Genomic DNA, 15260 nt, shown 5'->3' with positions numbered 1-15260 from the left:
TGGCTTGACCATGATGCACAAACACCTGATCGCTTTCGGCCTGCTGGCCATCTCCGGCCTGGCCCAGGCCGCCGAGGTCATCGATGTCTACCGCGACCCTAACTGTGGCTGCTGCAAGGCCTGGATCAGCCACCTGCGCGACAACGGCTTCACCGTCAACGACCACGTCGAGCCGAACATGAGCGCCGTCAAGCAGCGCCTGGGCGTGGCGCCCCGCCTGGCGTCGTGCCACACCGGGGTGATCGACGGCAAGTTCGTCGAAGGCCATGTGCCGGCCGAGCAGGTGCGTCTGCTGGCCAAACGCAGCGACCTCAAGGGCCTGGCCGTACCGGGCATGCCGATGGGCTCGCCGGGCATGGAAATGGGTGACCACAAAGACGCCTATCAGGTTATCGGTGTGACCCAGGATGGCCAGGACACCGTGGTTGCCAACTACTGATACTCGGCCTTCGGGGGCCACGCTGCGCCGCTGGTTTCATGCCTGGTAACACCTTTAACGTTTAAGGTGCTTCTGCGGCTGCTAAAGTCGCCAATTCCTACATGGTCCCACACGGAGTGCCCCCATGCTGCGCGCAACCGCCCTGGCCTTGGCCTGCCTCATCGGCGCCCCGGCCATCGCTGCCGAGTCGCCCACCTACGGTAAACAACTCGAAGGCTTCAGCTACCCTCACCCCCTCAAGCATTTCGACTTCCAGTCCCAGGGCCAGCGCCTGCAGATGGGCTACATGGACGTGCCCGCCAAAGGCCAGGCCAATGGCCGCAGCGTGGTGCTGATGCATGGCAAGAACTTCTGCGCCGCCACCTGGGAAACCACGATCGATGCGCTGAGCCAGGCGGGCTACCGGGTCATCGCTCCTGACCAGGTCGGCTTCTGCACGTCGAGCAAGCCGGACTATTACCAGTACAGCTTCCAGCAGTTGGCCGCCAACACCCATGCACTGCTCGAACAATTGGGTATCAAGCAGGCGATCATCCTCGGTCACTCCACCGGTGGCATGCTCGCCACCCGCTATGCGCTGATGTACCCGCAGCAGGTCGAGCGCCTGGCGATGGTCAACCCGATCGGCCTGGAAGACTGGAAAGCCCTGGGCGTGCCCTATCGCACGGTGGACCAGTGGTATGCCCGCGAACTCAAGCTCGATGCCGAGGGCGTGCGCGAGTATGAGCGCAAGACCTATTACGCGGGGCGCTGGAAACCCGAGTACGAGCGCTGGGTACAGATGCTGGTGGGGTTGAACAAGGGCCCGGGGCATGAAGTGGTGGCATGGAACTCGGCGCTGATCTACGACATGATCTTCACCCAGCCGGTGAACCACGAGTTCAAGGACCTGAAAATGCCGACCCTGCTGCTGATCGGTGACCAGGACAGCACGGCCATCGGCAGTGATATTGCCCCGCCGGAAGTCAAGGCGCGGTTAGGGCACTACAAGGAACTCGGCCCGCAGGTGGCCAAGCTGATTCCGCAGGGTGAACTGGTGACCTTCGAAGGCATGGGGCATGCGCCGCAGATCGAAGAGCCGCGGCGTTTCAACAAGACATTGATCGAGTGGCTTGGGAAGTAGAACCCTGCCCGTGACCGGTGGGAGCGGCTTTAGCCGCGAAGCGGACAACGCGGTGGATGGCACCGGCTTTGCCGGTGTTCGCGGCTGAAGCCGCTCCCACAGGGGGCTGTTAACCCCTCCATACCTGGCTTTCTGTCCAGCCCAACTCGGCAAAGTCCGCCTCGCGCAACCCGGCCTCTTCCTCGCAGAAAAACTCATCGAGCTGCGGTGGCCGCACCGCCGTGTCGCTGAGCATCGCATGGACCTGCCCACGGTGATGGATCTGATGCTCGAACAAATGCGCCAACAGGCGCAGGCGCGGCTCGCGTTGCACCCGGTCTGGCCGCACGATGCTGACATAGCGCGCCAGTTGATCGTCGTGCAGCCTACTGCAGTAGGTGATCAGCCTTTGGTCTGCCTGGGCCTGCTGGGCATGCAGGTCGGTACAGGTGGCAAAGGGTTGTTCCGGTTCGAAGAAGCGCTCGCCATCAGGTTCAGGCGCCTCGCCACGCTGCTCGCACTCGAGCATGTGCAGGTAGAACCAGTCCACCGTCAGCAGATGGTTGAGGGTGGCCTTTATCGAGGGGAAAAAGCTGCAACGGGGGGCGACGAACTCGTCCTGGGTCAGTTGCAGGCAGGCCTTGTACAGGCGGTGATTGGCCCAGCCATTGTTGTAGGCCTGGGTCAGCAGATGGTGCGACAGCGGCTGCATGGGTCGGCTCCTTCAGGCGAAGCGTTGCAGTTGCATCTCCCGTAGCCGGCTCAGGGTCCGTTGATACGGGAACGCCAGATACCCTTGAGTGTAGAGCGCTTCCAGCGGTACCCGCGCCTCCAGGTACAAGGCCACCCTGCGGTCGTAGCATTCGTCGACCAGGGCAATGAAGCGGCGTACGGCGTCATCCTTGGGTGACAAGGCCGGCAGCTGACGGTCGCCCGCCTCCACCCGCGCAGCGCCGTCCTCGGTACCTCGGGCAATTCGCCCGGCACGTTGCTGGCCGCTCAGGGCGGGGATGCCTTCCACCAGGATCGCCGGAAAACGGTCACACAGAGCCATGAAGTCGATGGCCGCCAGCGGCTGCTCACACAAGTCGGTGAAGCGGCACCAGAGCGCTTGTGGGCTGTGCCGGACCACTTGGATCTGCCGTGACCCGATCGACAGCGGCGTCGTGCTACCCGGGTCATCCACGCTGAGCTGCTGGAACACCGCCGCCAATGCCCCGCCGCTGCCCTGTTCAGCTACCCAATAGCGCTGGCGTGCTACGCCAGGATGAAGACGATGGTCTTGCTCGCCAGCCACCGGCATCACCTGCATGTGCCGCTCAATGGCACTGATGGCCGGCAAGAAACGCTCGCGATTGAAACCGTCACGGTACAGCTGTTGCGGCGGCTGGTTGGAGGTGGCCACCACCACCACGCCATGATCGAACAGCACCTGGAACAGGCGGCCGAGGATGATTGCATCGCCGATATCGCTGACGAACAGTTCGTCGAAACACAGCACACGGATTTGGCCCGCAAGCTCACGGGCGAGCGCTTGCAGCGGGTCGGCGGTGCCATTGAGCTGGAACAGGCGCTGATGCACCCAGGCCATGAAGTGGTGAAAATGCTGGCGCCGGGCCGGGATGCTCAGGCAGCGGTGGAACAGGTCCATGAGCCAGGTCTTGCCGCGCCCGACCGGGCCCCAGAGATAGATACCCTGGGCGACCCTCCCTTGTTCGATGGCCTCGAAACAGGCTTGCAGGGCGCTGACGGCCAGGGCTTGCGCCGGGTCGGGAACGTAGCCTTGATCAGCAAGGGCCTGCTGGTAGAGAGAACTGGGATCGAGCGCCATGCAGCATTATGTGCATGGGCCCGATCGTCGGCAACCCGCTTCAGCCTTCGCTCAGGCCCACTTTCAGCAAGGCCCCGTCCTTGTCATCGGTCAGCACATACAGATAACCATCCGGCCCGACCCGCACATCGCGGATGCGCGCCTTCAGGTCGCCCAGCAAACGTTCCTCGTGGACGATCTTGTCGCCTTCGAGTTGCAGGCGGATCAATTCCTGGGTCGCCAGCGCGCCTATGAATAGGTTGTGATCCCAGGCCTTGAAGGTCGGGCTGTCATAGAACGCCATGCCGCTGATCCCAGGCGATTTTTCCCAGACATGGTGCGGGTCGACCATGCCATCGACGTGCTCGCCCTTGGCTTCGGGAATCGCCAACATGGAATAGTTGATTCCATGCGTGGCAATCGGCCAACCGTAATTCTTGCCCGCTTGCGGGATGTTGATCTCGTCACCGCCGCGCGGGCCGTGCTCATGGGTCCAGAGCTTGCCGGTCCAAGGGTTGAGCGCCGCGCCCTGCTGGTTGCGGTGGCCGAACGACCAGATCTCGGGGCGCACGTTGTTCTTGCCGACGAAGGGGTTGTCCTTGGGTACTTCGCCATCAGGCAGAATGCGCACGATCTTGCCCTGGAGTTTGTCCAGGTCCTGTGCGGTCGGGCGCTGGTTGTTCTCGCCCAGGGCGATGAACAGGTAGCCGTTACGGTCGAACACCAGCCGCGAACCGAAGTGGTTGCCAACCGACAGCTTGGGCTGTTGGCGGAAGATCACATTGAAGTTCTCCAGCCGAGCGCGGTCTTCGGACAATTGCCCGCGGCCCACTGCAGTACCGGCCTTGCCATCGCTGCCCTCTTCGGCATACGACAGGTACACGGTGCGATCCTTGGAGAACTCTGGCGACAGCACCACATCGAGCAGCCCGCCTTGGCCCTCGGCCCAGACCTTGGGTACGCCGCTGATGGGCGGGCCGACCTTGCCTTCGGCACTGACTACGCGCAGGTTACCGGGACGTTCGGTGACCAGCATGTCCTTGCCGCCCGGAAGAAACGCCAATGCCCACGGGTTGCGCAGGCCATCAGCCACAGTGCTGACGGTGATCTGCCCTTCTTCGCTTGAGAACTGCTGCTCGGCCGCAGCGTGCGCGAACAGCGGCAACAATGCGGCGGCGGTTAGTGTGGTCAGCCAGGTAGCTCGGATCATGCAGAAGTCCTTTCAAAGGGGCTCAAGGCGCGCGCTGGGTATCACGCGGTGGGCGGGTGGGTTCCAGATTGGGCGTCTGTTGCTGGCGGCGCAGGTTGTCGCCATTGCCTATGCCACGGTTGTCCAGGGAAGGTGTGCGCTGAATTGGCGCGGTCGAAGGGCCGCGCACCGGCGGCGCTGCTTGCACGCTGCCTTGGCGGCTATTGGGGTTGGCGCGCTGGATAGGGCTGTTGTAGGGATTGTTGTTGCTGGCGGCGAGCTGCAATGGCTGCTCAGGCGCCGCCTGTGCCGACAAACTCAGCAACAGGCCGATGGCCAGGGTTGGCAATATCAGGTTCATGCTTCACCTCCTGTACGAAAAGGCGCGCCTCATGCGTTGGATAGCCTAAGGCGCGAGGGGTTCGCGGCAAAAGTGTGAATGCGATTCGTGATGTTTCAGTATGAACCTGTTGGGGGCCTGCGCGGCCCCACTGATCAGCGGGTGATATCGACCTTGTGCCGTGCCGCATACAGGCAAAGCATCTCCATGGCCAGCGTTGCGCCCGCCAAGGCGGTGATGTCGGCATGATCGTAGGCGGGCGCCACCTCCACCAAGTCCATGCCCACCAGGTTGATGCCGCGCAGGCCACCGAGGATCTCCAGCGCCTGCACCGTGGTCAGGCCGCCGCACACTGGCGTGCCGGTGCCGGGTGCATAGGCCGGGTCAAGGCAGTCGATGTCAAAGGTCAGGTACACCGGCCGCTCGCCAACCCGCTGGCGGATCGCCGCGATCACCGCTTCCGTGCCCTGGCGATGCACTTGCCGGGCATCGAGGATGGCGAAACCCTGGCTGTCGTCATTGGTGGTGCGCAAGCCGATCTGTACCGAGCACGACGGGTCTACCAGGCCTTCGCGCGCGGCGTGCCAGAACATCGTGCCGTGGTCGATACGTTTTCCCTCCTCGTCCTGCCAGGTGTCGCTGTGCGCATCGAAATGAATCAATGCCAGCGGGCCATGACGCCGGGCGTGGGCCTTGAGCAGCGGATAACTGATGAAATGGTCGCCGCCCAGGGTAAGCATGGCGCAGCCCGCTTCGAGAATGTGTTCGGCGTGGGCTTCGATGCTGTCCGGGACCGACTGCGGCGTACCGCTGTCGAACGCGCAGTCGCCGTAATCGATTACCGCCAGGTGGTCGAACGGGTCGAATGCCCACGGCCAGTGGCGCGCCCAGGCCTGCTGCACCGAGGCGGCGCGGATGGCCCGCGGCCCGAAGCGCGCGCCTGGGCGGTTGCTGGTGGCGGTGTCGAACGGCACGCCGCTGACCACTACGTCCACCCCGCGCAGGTCTCGGCTGTAGCGGCGGCGGGAGAAACTGGTAATACCGGCGTAGGTACTTTCCGCTGCGGTGCCATACAGGCTGTCGCGGGTCATGGCCTGGTCGTTGTTCTGGGCTTGCTCCACGGTCGAGCTCCTTTGTTGTTGTGCATTACTGGCGGGTGCGGAATGCCGTCCACAAGCGGTTGCGCTGGCGCAGGTCGGACAACGCCATGCTGCGGTCGGCAAACAGGCGCTCACGCACGTCAGCGGGCGGGTAGATATCCGGGTCATTGCGCACGGCCTCGTCGACCAGGGGTGTCGCGGCCTGGTTGGCGTTGGCGAAGAACAGCGTGTTGGTCAGCGCGGCGACCGATTCGGGCTTCAGCATGAAGGCGATGAAAGCCCGTGCCGCCTCTGGATGCGGGGCATCCTTGGGGATGACCAGGTTGTCCTGCCAGATCAGCGTCCCCTCACGGGGGATGCGGTAGATCAGCTCGAAAGGTATGCCGGCGCGGCGTGCCTGATCGGCAGCCATGGCGGCGTCACCGTTGTAAGTCAATGCCAGGCACACGCTGCCGTTGGCCAGGTCGCTGATCTGCCGGCCATTGGCGACGTAGCTGATCGACGGTTGCAACTGCTTCAACAGGTTCTGCGCCGCAGCCAGGTCAGCTTTGTCTTGGCTGTAAGGATCCTTGCCCAGATAATTCAGCGCGACGCCGATAACCTCCTGGGGTGAGTCGGGCATGGCGATGCCACATTCTTTCAGTCGGCTGGCGTATTCGGGCTTGAACAGCAGGTCGAGGCTGTCCAGAGGCACATCTCCCAGGCGTTGGCGCACGGCCTCGACATTGACGCCCAGGCCCAGCGTGCCCCAGGTGTAAGGCACCGCGTAGCGATTGCCGGGGTCGGCCTCGGCCAGCTTGGCCAGCAGGTCCTTGTCGAGGTTGGCGTAACCGGGCATGCCCTGCGCGTCCAGAGGCTGCAGGGCATTGGCCTTGAGCGCCCGCGCCAGCACGGTGGACGACGGCACCACCACGTCATAGCCGCTGCCACCGGTCAGCAGCTTGGTTTCCAGCACCTCTGTGGTATCGAAGGTGTCGTAACGCACCTTATAGCCGGTTTCCTTTTCGAAGCGTTGTAAGGTTTCCGGGGCAACGTAGTCCGCCCAACTGTAGAGGTTGACCACCTTTTCTTCAGCGTGCAGGGGCAAGGCCAGGAACAGGGACAGCAGACACAACGATCGACGCATGACGGACACCTCGGCTAATGGGTGGATGCCGCCAGCATGCCAGCCGGGTTACATTGCAAGAATGGCAAGTTTGCAAAGCTGACATTCATCAGGAGCAATGTGATGCTTGGACAACTGCACGACCCTGACCTGCATCTGTTGCGGCTGTTCGTCACTGTAGTCGAGGCCGGTGGCTTCAGCGCCGCCCAGGGGGTTTCCGGCCTGAGCCAGCCCACCATCAGCCAGCGCATGGCACAGCTGGAAGCGCGCCTGGGTTATCGCCTGTGCAGCCGGGGCAAGCGTGGGTTTCGCCTGACCGAAAAGGGTGAGCTTCTGCTGGACGCCGCGCGGGCATTGCTGGTGAGCATCGAGCAGTTTCGTCAGCAGGCCAACGGCGTGGGTGGGCGTTTGCTGGGAACAGTACGGGTGGGCATGGCGGAGAATCAGGACCCGGCCGTCAGCCTACGCCTGGCGTCGGCCATTTCACGCTTTCGCGAACGGGACGAGTCGGTGCAGTTGGAACTGATCAGCGCGCCGCCAGCGGAGTTGGAGCGATTGCTGCTGGAGCAGCGCCTCGATTACGCCATCAGCTACTTCTCCGGCAACCAGGCGGCGTTCGATTACGAGCCCTTGTTCGAAGAGCGCCAACGTTTGTACTGTGCCAAGGGGCACCCATTGTTTGGCATGACGCAAATAACGCGCGAGCAATTGCTCGACGCTGATCAAGTGCGGCACCCCTACCGCTTTCTCAAAGCCGGCGAGCCGTTCCAGAGCCGGCGCAGCATGGCCGTGGCTGAGCAGATCGAGAGTGTGCTGACCTTCATTCTGTCGGGGCGGCATATTGGTTATTTGCCGTGCCATTGTGCCGCCGGCTGGGAGCGCCAAGGCGTATTGCGGGCATTGGATACCGAACTGGACTTCGGTGTGCCGTTTACCCTGGCCAGGCATCGGGCGCAGGCCCCCGGGGAAGCACAACAAGCGTTAGCGGAGGATTTGCGGGCTGCGTTTGCTTAAGCGAATCCGCCTGCACCGGCCTTGCCGCCAGTGCAGGCAGACACAGGTCAGTAAGCCATGCTCCAAGTCAGGGTGTAGGTGCGCCCACGCCCCTGATAGTCATACAGGTACGCCGGCCCATAGGTGGGCGAGTAGAACAGCGTCGCCCGCTGCCCCCAGACCGTACTGTACTGCTTGTCCAACAGGTTCTGGATACCCGCGCTGAAGGTACCGAAGCCGGTGTCCTGGCTGCCCAGCAAATCGAAAGTGGTATACCCGTCGATCTCGTGGTCGGCATCGTCCTTCAGGCTGAACGCGTGGTTGGCCTGCAGCCGCGCACTGCGGCCATCGCCCTTCCAGCCGACGAAGGCAGTGGCTTTGGACAGCGAGGCATAGCGGGCATCGCGCTTGATCCAATCACCATCGGCGGCCTCCTCTTCGGAACGGGTCAAGTGCAAAGTGCCGCCGCTTTCCCAACCATTCTGGAAATGCCGGGTCAGCGCACCTTCGAAGCCGAAGTCGCGGCTCTTCTGTTCTTCGACGTTGATCGTCAGCGTTTGCGAATCGACGTTGATGATCTTGTCCGACCAGATGTAGTACAGCGCGGCCTGGGCGTCCCAGTCCAGGTCGGCATAGCGCCAACCAAGCTCTACCTGGCGGCTCTTGATACCTGCCAGCGGGTTGTCGGCCACGCTCAGGCCGGGTTTGCCGTAGTACTTGGCCGGGTCCGGCAAGTCGAAACCTTCGCCATAGTTGGTCCACACCTGATGGCCGTTCTTGAAATCATAGATGGCACCGACGTTGTACAGGTCGACCTGGTAGTCGTTGCTGCCACCGGGCACACCCTTGAAGTCGCTGACATCCACGTCCATCTGCTGGCGCCGGGCACCGCCGGACAGCGTCAGGTTGTCGGTGGCATGCCAATCCAGCTGGGCGTAGACCGAAATGCCATCGACCCGGTAGCTGGGGTAGCGTGGGGCCTTGCTCTGCTTGTCCATCTCCAGGCCGCCACTTTCGGACGAAGCAAGGGCATCGAAGGTGGTCTGCTCGGCGTTGAAGCGCTCGCGGTCGAGGTCGATGCCATAGGTCAGCTTGAGCGTGTCCCATTGCTTGGCGAACAGGCCTTTGAGGCTGCTGACCTCGAAGTTCTGCTGCGAGGCGGCGAAGTACACGCCGCGCGATCCGGTTGGCGTGGCGCGGTTGTAGTAGGGGAACGGGTAGAAGTTGTCATCCTCCTTGCGGTAGGACGCCTGCAGATAGAAGTCCTGGCCGAGCACGTCGGCATGGTGGTAGTTGGCGTTGAGCAGCAAGCGCCGGGTGCGAGGCTCCAGGTCCGAGGAATAGCCGCTGCGCAGCTCGGCATCCTCCAGGTCGGACGGGGCGTTGTAGTTGAGGTTGGGGAAGTAGATGCCTGTGCTGCCATGGTTGCCGGAGTCGTAATACTGGGCCAGCAAATCGAGGCTCTGCTCATCATTGATTTTCAGGCCAAGCGTGCCGAGTACGTCGATCATGCGGTTGTACTGCAGGTCGGTCTGGGTGTTGTCGATGAAGATCTGATCGCCCGCACCATCGTAAAAGGCTTCGTTCTGCTCGCCGGAAATACCCAGGCGGGCATTGACCCGGTCGTTGCCGCCGCTGATCGACTGGGCGAACCGGGTGGCCAGGTCATCGCTGTTGTTGAAGCCGCTGCTGGCGCCCAGTTGAGTCTCGAAGCGCGCAGGGCCAGGCTCGCCTTTCTTGGTCACGATATTGATGATGCCGCCGGTGGCACCGCCACCGTAGATGGCGCTGGCGCCGGACAACACCTCGACGCGCTCGACGTTGAACGGCGAGATGCTGTCGAACTGGCGCGACAGGCCGCGCGAACTGTTCTGGCTGACCCCGTCGATCATCACCAGCACATTGCGCCCACGCATGTTCTGGCCGTAGTTGGTACGCCCTTCCGGAGCAAGGTCCAGGCCTGGCACCAACTTGCCGATGGCCTCCTTCAGGCTCACCCCGCTGTCGAGCTGTTCACGCAGTTGCTGCTGGTCAACCACCCAGACCGTGCCGGGGATCTCGCTGATCGCTGTGCTGGTGCGCGACGCGACGGTAACTTCAGTGGGTTTCAAATTGATAGCCTGCGGCTCGGCTGCGGACTTGCGCAGGGTAACCGTGCGGGCATCACTGAATTGCCAAACCAGATCGCTGCCGGCCAGCAGCTGTTGCAGTGCCTGCTCGACGCTGTAGTTGCCCTGCAACGCCGGGCTGGTGAGGCCTGCGACATCGTCGGTGGTATACAGCAGGTGCAAGCCAGCCTGGTCGGCAAATGCCGTGAGTGCCTGATCAAGGGGTTGCGCTGGCACATTTAGCTGGACCTGGGCAGCGGCTATGAGAGCCTGACCGGCCTGGTTGGTAGCCCACACCTGCAGCGGGCCAGCGAACAGTGCCAGGGCACTGCAGGACAACATGACATGATGAAATCGACCGCCGCGGCGGTACGAGGGCTTGGGCATGAGAGGCACGAATGAGCTTCCAGACAAGTCGTGAATGAGAATGGGTTGCTGATCAGTCCCACTACGACGTTCTGGATTGCACCAACTTGCAGTGACCTTAGTAAAAAATCTGATTATTTTTCAGCGACTCAATGCACCACAGCCAGCCACGGCAGGTAGGTGACCTTTAAGCCATAGCGCTGCTCAAGTGTACGCAGCAGGGCCTGGGGCTCGTTCAGGTCGAATACGCCGCTGACCTCAAGCGCTGCCAGCTTGTGGTCGGAAAGCAGGATGCGGCCGTGCTGGTAACGTTCAAGTTCGGCCAACACCTGGCCCAAGGGTTTGCCGTTGAAAATCAACTTGCCTCGCTGCCAAGCGGTCTGCGCGTTGGCGTCGAAGGCCACGGTCAGATTGTGATCACCTACCTTGGCCGCGCCTTGGGCCAGGACCACCCGGCCATCGCGACGGACGCTGAAGGTTGCGGCGCTACCCTCTACGGTCTCGCCTGCGCTTTCGACGACAAAGGGTCGTGGATCGGCGGAGGTCTCGAACATCACCTCGCCGGCCTGTACCGACACCCTGCGTTCACTGGCGCTGAACGCCACCTTCAGCGCGCTTGCGCTGTTGAGCATCACCCGTGAGCCATCCGCCAGGGTGATGCTCTGCCGCTCTCCCATGCTGGTGTGATAGTCCGCCAGCCACAGCGGTGCTTGCTGCCAACCGCTGTAGCCGACCACCAGTATCGCCAGGGACGCGGCAATCCCTGCAAGCCAATGCCGCTTGCGGCGTATGGGCGGGGCCTGGAGAGCCTGCGCAGTGGAGGTGTGGCCAAGGTCCTGCCAGAGTGCCGAGGCCTCCATTGCGGCCTCGGCATGGGCCGGGCTCAACTGACGCCAGCGCTGGTAACGCGCCAGGTCCGCCGCGCTGGCGTTACCTGAGTGCAACAGGACCTGCCAGTCGAGGGCATCGTCGGACAAGTCGCTGATCGGCTGGGGAGCGTGCATGGTCGAGGTGTCAGTCATGGTTGGTCTTGAGCCAGTCACGGCAGTGACGCAGGGCCTGGCCGATGTATTTTGCCACCATGCTCTCTGAAACGCCCAGCCGTTGTGCGATCTGCGCATGGGTCAGGCCTTCGACACGGTTGAGCAGCAGTGCCTGGCGAGCGTTGTCGGGCAGTTGCAGCAAACCTTCATCAAGGATCTGCAGGCGCTCACGGGCCAAGAACGCCGCTTCCGGCGCTGGCGCCGGGCAGGCCACCTCCCCCGCACTGTCACTGTCGCCGTGGCTGGCGGCCATGCGTTGTTCACGGCGTAAAGCGTCGATTGCCAGGTTGCCGGCCACGCGGAAGATGAAACTGCGCGCGTGCAAGACCGGTACCGCCTGCTCGTCGACCTTGACCAGTTTCAGGTACGTCTCCTGCGCCACATCAGCGGCGCGCTGCCGGTCACTCATGCGCCGGGTCAAAAACTGCAGCAGGTCGTCGTAGTGCTCCTGGAAACTTGCCAGCAGAGCGGACACGGGAGACGTCAGCATGAGGTGGGAATACTGCCAGTAGGAGGAGTTATCGGGCGTTAATGAGAAACAGTATCTTTCAAATGGCCTGATACTTTCAACGCCGCTGTGCATTTGCCACACTGCAGGCCAGACTCTGTTGGTAAGGTCCATTCCCATGACTGCCCGTTTGTACCGCTGCGCCCCTTTGTTACTGGCTTTGCTGATCGCGGCCAGCCTCAATGCCTGCGCGCTGTTCCAGCCACGCGACCCACTGAACATCAGCGTGATCGGCATTGAACCGCTTGCCGGGCAGGAGCTGGAAATGCGCATGGCGGTCAAGATGCGAGTGCAGAACCCCAATGAGGCAGCGGTCGACTACAAGGGTATCGCGCTGAATCTGGAGGTCAATGGCCAGCCGCTGGCGTCTGGGGTCAGCGACCAGCAGGGGCATATTGGCCGCTACGGCGAAGCGGTGGTGGTGGTGCCGGTGAGCATCACGGCGTTCGGCTTCCTGCGCCAGGCCTACGGCCTGAGCAAGCTCGACTCACTGCAGGGCATGCCTTATGTGCTGCGCGGCAAACTGGCCGGCGGGCCGTTTGGAACCGTGCGCTTCACCGACGAGGGCAAGCTTGACCTGCCCAAAGGTGGCAGTCTGTATTGGTGACACTGCCTTTCAGGATCAACGGTTGGCGCTGGCGGCGGCCATCATCTTGTTGACCTCACTGCGTACCATTGCGGCATATTCGGGCGGCGACATCCCTTCCAGTTCGGCACGCACCCATTCGGCCCACTTGCCCTTGCGGCGGGATTTTTCCGAGATCAGGCGCGCGGCCTCGCCCTTCGCTTTGCCGAGATTGTTCTGCCACATCTCGAATAGCCGGGCCTTTTCTGCCTCGATCTGCGCCCGTTCCTCGAAGCTTCTGTTGGCCAGATTGAAACTCATGAAGGTACCTGCCTGTTGAAAATGGCCGCTATCTTACACCGAGGCGCTGCACTATCGGAACGCCAGCGCAACTTTCCCGGCGCGGCGGCATCCATTGCTTAACCACCCCCATCGACGAGGACGAGTTCATGGCCCGAAAAACCGCCATCGCAGCCAACAGCGAGCAGATCAAGGATCAGGTGTTCAGTGAGCTGCAGGCATTGATCGAAGAATCGGAAAAGCTGCTCAACGACAGCGCCTCCCTGGTAGGCGAGGAAGCCGATACTTTGCGCGCGCAGGTCAGCCAGAAATTGCGCCAGGCTGTGGAGGCTGCCGGACAGGTGCGCGCCAAGGCACAACCGGTGGTCGAGGCTACTCACGACTATATTGGCGGGCATCCATGGCAGACGGTTGCTGTCTCAGCGGGCTTTGGCCTGGTGATCGGCCTGCTGCTGGGGCGTCGCTACTAGACAGTTGTGTCGTGCGCAGCCGCCTAGCGCTGATCAGGCGGCCTGCGCCATTGGAATTCCGCTGTGGAAGCGAAGCTCCTGGTCTGGAGATTGAATCAACTCAGCTTCAGCTTCGCGCACCAGCAGCACACGCTTGGCAATGTCCGCCTCATCCCCATAGTGGTGAGCCAACTTCAGATAGCCTTGGTAGTGGCGCGCTTCGCTTTTCAGCAAGCCGTGGTAGAACGTGCCCAGTTCCTCATCCAGATGCGGTACCAAGGCCGCAAAGCGCTCGCAGCTACGGGCTTCAATGAATGCACCCACCACCAGCGTGTCCACCAGCTTTACCGGCTCATGGGCACGTACCAGACGTCGCAAACCAGACGCATAGCGCCCCGCCGACACCGGCCGCAACGGCACTCCTCGGCGTTTCATCAGGCGCAGTACCTGCTCGTGATGCACCAGTTCTTCGCGGGCCAGGCGCGACATCATGTTGATCAGGTCCAGATGGGTGTTGTACTTGGCAATCAGGCTCAATGCCGTACTGGCCGCTTTGAACTCGCAGTTCTTGTGATCGATCAGCAACGTTTCCTGGTCGGCGAGCGCCGCTTCGATCCAGGCGTCTGGCGTAGGACAGCCAAGAAAAGCATCGATTTCGGGGATCAGGGACATAAACGTGCAACCACACAGGACGGACAAGACCGGCGATTATACCGGCGGCGACAGCAAGCGCCAGTGGCTATGCTTGATGTACATCAAGCGGCGACACGAGGGGCGCCGACTATAGTCAGGCATTGGCCGCCACCTTTGAACGGAGTTCACGCCCATGCAAGCTGTCCGCAGCATTCTTGTCGTACTTGATCCTGAACATGCGCATAGCCGTGCGTTGACTCGCGCGAAGCTGATTGCTGGCGTGACCGGTGCCCGCCTCCACCTGCTGATGTGCGACAAGAAACACGACCATAGTGCGTTGCTCAGTCTCTTGAGCAGCCAGTTGCATGATGATGGTTATGACAACGTCACCCATGAGCAGGCATGGCATGACACGTTGCATGAATCGATCATTGCTGTACAGCAAGCCGAAGGCTGCGAATTGGTGATCAAGGAACATCGCCCGGATAATCCATTGAAGAAAGCCTTGCTTACGCCAACCGACTGGAAGCTGTTGCGCCAGTGCCCTTGTGCTGTGCTGATGGTGAAGAGTGAGCGGCCTTGGACAGGTGGGGTGATTCTTGCGGCTGTCGATGTGGGCAATCAGGATGAAGACCATCGCAGATTGCATGCGAACATCATTGATCATGGGTATGCAATCGCCGGTCTGGCCAAAGGTGATCTGCATGTGATCAGTGCTCATCCCTCACCCATGCTGGCAGCTTCGGACCCGGTTTATCAGCTCAGCGAAACTATCGAGAAACGTTACCGGGAGGCTTGTAGTGCGTTCCAGGCTGAATATGACATCAGCGAGGATCGTCTGCATGTCGCGGAAGGGCCAGCGGATGTGCTGATTCCCTTTACCGAGAAGAAGCTCGATGCAGTGGTAACGGTGATCGGCACTGTCGCCCGCACTGGTATTTCTGGAGCCTTGATCGGCAACACTTCGGAAGTCGTGCTTGATGAGCTGGAGAGCGATGTACTGGTGCTTAAAAGCGAAGAATCGATCGCACACTTGGCCGAAGTAGCCCGTGGCAAGGACACCTGAAGCTGAAAAGACAAAACCCCTACCTGCTCACGCAGATAGGGGTTTTGCGAAATGAATCTTGACGATGACCTACTCTCACATGGGGAAACCCCACACTACCATCGGCGATGCATCGTTTCACTACTGAGTTCGGGATGGGATCAG

16 protein-coding genes, 1 rRNA gene and 1 pseudogene are annotated in these 15260 nt (G+C 61.8%); 6 read left to right on the top strand and 12 right to left on the bottom strand.

The window, feature by feature from the left end:
• Positions 1-10 precede the first annotated feature (10 nt).
• Together ACIQUF_RS00090 and ACIQUF_RS00085 are read left to right on the top strand one after the other, a co-directional pair.
• Positions 11-439, top strand: a complete 429-nt coding sequence (locus ACIQUF_RS00090; protein ID WP_403126574.1) for a DUF411 domain-containing protein — start codon at positions 11-13, stop codon at positions 437-439.
• 124 nt (positions 440-563) lie between these two features.
• Positions 564-1562 carry an alpha/beta fold hydrolase gene (locus ACIQUF_RS00085; protein ID WP_403126570.1) on the top strand — a complete coding sequence of 333 codons (999 nt, stop codon included), beginning with the start codon at positions 564-566 and terminating at the stop codon, positions 1560-1562.
• Positions 1563-1671: 109 nt separating this feature from the next.
• On the opposite strand, the gene ACIQUF_RS00080 is transcribed toward ACIQUF_RS00085, so the two are convergent.
• The 6 genes from ACIQUF_RS00080 to ACIQUF_RS00055 all read right to left on the bottom strand — a co-directional run bounded on the left by ACIQUF_RS00080 (position 1672) and on the right by ACIQUF_RS00055 (position 7106).
• Complete coding sequence (locus tag ACIQUF_RS00080) at positions 1672-2253, bottom strand: DinB family protein (RefSeq protein ID WP_403126567.1); 582 nt, start codon at positions 2251-2253, stop codon at positions 1672-1674.
• Positions 2254-2265: 12 nt separating this feature from the next.
• Positions 2266-3372 carry a cell division protein ZapE gene (zapE, locus tag ACIQUF_RS00075; protein ID WP_403126563.1) on the bottom strand — a complete coding sequence of 369 codons (1107 nt, stop codon included), beginning with the start codon at positions 3370-3372 and terminating at the stop codon, positions 2266-2268.
• Positions 3373-3412: 40 nt separating this feature from the next.
• Complete coding sequence (locus ACIQUF_RS00070; RefSeq protein WP_403126560.1) at positions 3413-4561, bottom strand: PQQ-dependent sugar dehydrogenase; 1149 nt, start codon at positions 4559-4561, stop codon at positions 3413-3415.
• A gap of 22 nt (positions 4562-4583) precedes the next feature.
• Positions 4584-4901: a hypothetical protein gene (locus tag ACIQUF_RS00065; RefSeq protein WP_403126557.1), complete on the bottom strand. Its 318-nt coding sequence runs from the start codon at positions 4899-4901 to the stop codon at positions 4584-4586.
• Positions 4902-5035: 134 nt separating this feature from the next.
• Positions 5036-6001 carry an agmatinase gene (speB, locus tag ACIQUF_RS00060; protein WP_403126554.1) on the bottom strand — a complete coding sequence of 322 codons (966 nt, stop codon included), beginning with the start codon at positions 5999-6001 and terminating at the stop codon, positions 5036-5038.
• 25 nt (positions 6002-6026) lie between these two features.
• On the bottom strand, positions 6027-7106 hold the full coding sequence (locus tag ACIQUF_RS00055) for a polyamine ABC transporter substrate-binding protein (protein ID WP_403126551.1): 1080 nt from the start codon (positions 7104-7106) through the stop codon (positions 6027-6029).
• 102 nt (positions 7107-7208) lie between these two features.
• On the opposite strand from ACIQUF_RS00055, the gene ACIQUF_RS00050 reads away from it, so the two are divergent.
• Complete coding sequence (locus ACIQUF_RS00050) at positions 7209-8099, top strand: LysR family transcriptional regulator (protein WP_403126547.1); 891 nt, start codon at positions 7209-7211, stop codon at positions 8097-8099.
• Positions 8100-8146: 47 nt separating this feature from the next.
• On the opposite strand, the gene ACIQUF_RS00045 is transcribed toward ACIQUF_RS00050, so the two are convergent.
• The 3 genes and pseudogenes from ACIQUF_RS00045 to ACIQUF_RS00035 all read right to left on the bottom strand — a co-directional run.
• Positions 8147-10573, bottom strand: a complete 2427-nt coding sequence (locus ACIQUF_RS00045; RefSeq protein ID WP_403126544.1) for a TonB-dependent siderophore receptor — start codon at positions 10571-10573, stop codon at positions 8147-8149.
• Positions 10574-10701: 128 nt separating this feature from the next.
• On the bottom strand, positions 10702-11574 hold the full coding sequence (locus tag ACIQUF_RS00040; protein WP_403128846.1) for a FecR family protein: 873 nt from the start codon (positions 11572-11574) through the stop codon (positions 10702-10704).
• Positions 11575-11577: 3 nt separating this feature from the next.
• Positions 11578-12085: pseudogene (locus ACIQUF_RS00035) on the bottom strand (RNA polymerase sigma factor); the annotation flags it as partial.
• Between the two features lie 136 nt (positions 12086-12221).
• On the opposite strand from ACIQUF_RS00035, the gene ACIQUF_RS00030 reads away from it, so the two are divergent.
• Positions 12222-12710, top strand: coding sequence for an LEA type 2 family protein (locus ACIQUF_RS00030; RefSeq protein ID WP_403126540.1), 489 nt, complete (start codon positions 12222-12224; stop codon positions 12708-12710).
• Between the two features lie 15 nt (positions 12711-12725).
• On the opposite strand, the gene ACIQUF_RS00025 is transcribed toward ACIQUF_RS00030, so the two are convergent.
• Complete coding sequence (locus tag ACIQUF_RS00025; RefSeq protein ID WP_403126536.1) at positions 12726-12989, bottom strand: hypothetical protein; 264 nt, start codon at positions 12987-12989, stop codon at positions 12726-12728.
• Positions 12990-13117: 128 nt separating this feature from the next.
• On the opposite strand from ACIQUF_RS00025, the gene ACIQUF_RS00020 reads away from it, so the two are divergent.
• Positions 13118-13438 (top strand): YqjD family protein, encoded by a 321-nt coding sequence (locus tag ACIQUF_RS00020; RefSeq protein WP_403126533.1) that lies wholly within the window; start codon positions 13118-13120, stop codon positions 13436-13438.
• Between the two features lie 33 nt (positions 13439-13471).
• Here ACIQUF_RS00020 and ACIQUF_RS00015 read toward each other — a convergent pair whose 3' ends face one another.
• Entirely contained in the window at positions 13472-14089 is a 618-nt protein-coding gene (locus ACIQUF_RS00015; protein WP_403126529.1) for a tRNA-(ms[2]io[6]A)-hydroxylase, read from the bottom strand.
• Positions 14090-14243: 154 nt separating this feature from the next.
• On the opposite strand from ACIQUF_RS00015, the gene ACIQUF_RS00010 reads away from it, so the two are divergent.
• On the top strand, positions 14244-15116 hold the full coding sequence (locus ACIQUF_RS00010) for a universal stress protein (protein WP_403126525.1): 873 nt from the start codon (positions 14244-14246) through the stop codon (positions 15114-15116).
• A 56-nt stretch (positions 15117-15172) separates the two neighbouring features.
• Here ACIQUF_RS00010 and rrf read toward each other — a convergent pair.
• A 5S ribosomal RNA gene (gene rrf, locus ACIQUF_RS00005) occupies positions 15173-15260 on the bottom strand; the annotation flags it as partial.

The sequence above is a fragment of the Pseudomonas sp. NPDC090233 genome, assembly GCF_044772285.1.
Taxonomy (GTDB): Bacteria; Pseudomonadota; Gammaproteobacteria; order Pseudomonadales; family Pseudomonadaceae; genus Aquipseudomonas.
This window is presented reverse-complemented; position numbering and strand designations above follow the sequence as displayed.

Bases quoted from the DNA above. Each gene is read 5' to 3' on its own strand.
- ACIQUF_RS00025 (WP_403126536.1), bottom strand. From the start codon at position 12,989: ATGAGTTTCAATCTGGCCAACAGAAGCTTCGAGGAACGGGCGCAGATC.
- zapE (WP_403126563.1), bottom strand. From the start codon at position 3,372: ATGGCGCTCGATCCCAGTTCTCTCTACCAGCAGGCCCTTGCTGATCAA.
- ACIQUF_RS00010 (WP_403126525.1), top strand. From the start codon at position 14,244: ATGCAAGCTGTCCGCAGCATTCTTGTCGTACTTGATCCTGAACATGCG.
- ACIQUF_RS00070 (WP_403126560.1), bottom strand. From the start codon at position 4,561: ATGATCCGAGCTACCTGGCTGACCACACTAACCGCCGCCGCATTGTTG.
- ACIQUF_RS00085 (WP_403126570.1), top strand. From the start codon at position 564: ATGCTGCGCGCAACCGCCCTGGCCTTGGCCTGCCTCATCGGCGCCCCG.
- ACIQUF_RS00055 (WP_403126551.1), bottom strand. From the start codon at position 7,106: ATGCGTCGATCGTTGTGTCTGCTGTCCCTGTTCCTGGCCTTGCCCCTG.
- ACIQUF_RS00045 (WP_403126544.1), bottom strand. From the start codon at position 10,573: ATGCCCAAGCCCTCGTACCGCCGCGGCGGTCGATTTCATCATGTCATG.
- ACIQUF_RS00020 (WP_403126533.1), top strand. From the start codon at position 13,118: ATGGCCCGAAAAACCGCCATCGCAGCCAACAGCGAGCAGATCAAGGAT.
- ACIQUF_RS00065 (WP_403126557.1), bottom strand. From the start codon at position 4,901: ATGAACCTGATATTGCCAACCCTGGCCATCGGCCTGTTGCTGAGTTTG.
- ACIQUF_RS00090 (WP_403126574.1), top strand. From the start codon at position 11: ATGATGCACAAACACCTGATCGCTTTCGGCCTGCTGGCCATCTCCGGC.
- ACIQUF_RS00015 (WP_403126529.1), bottom strand. From the start codon at position 14,089: ATGTCCCTGATCCCCGAAATCGATGCTTTTCTTGGCTGTCCTACGCCA.
- ACIQUF_RS00040 (WP_403128846.1), bottom strand. From the start codon at position 11,574: ATGACTGACACCTCGACCATGCACGCTCCCCAGCCGATCAGCGACTTG.
- ACIQUF_RS00030 (WP_403126540.1), top strand. From the start codon at position 12,222: ATGACTGCCCGTTTGTACCGCTGCGCCCCTTTGTTACTGGCTTTGCTG.
- ACIQUF_RS00080 (WP_403126567.1), bottom strand. From the start codon at position 2,253: ATGCAGCCGCTGTCGCACCATCTGCTGACCCAGGCCTACAACAATGGC.
- ACIQUF_RS00050 (WP_403126547.1), top strand. From the start codon at position 7,209: ATGCTTGGACAACTGCACGACCCTGACCTGCATCTGTTGCGGCTGTTC.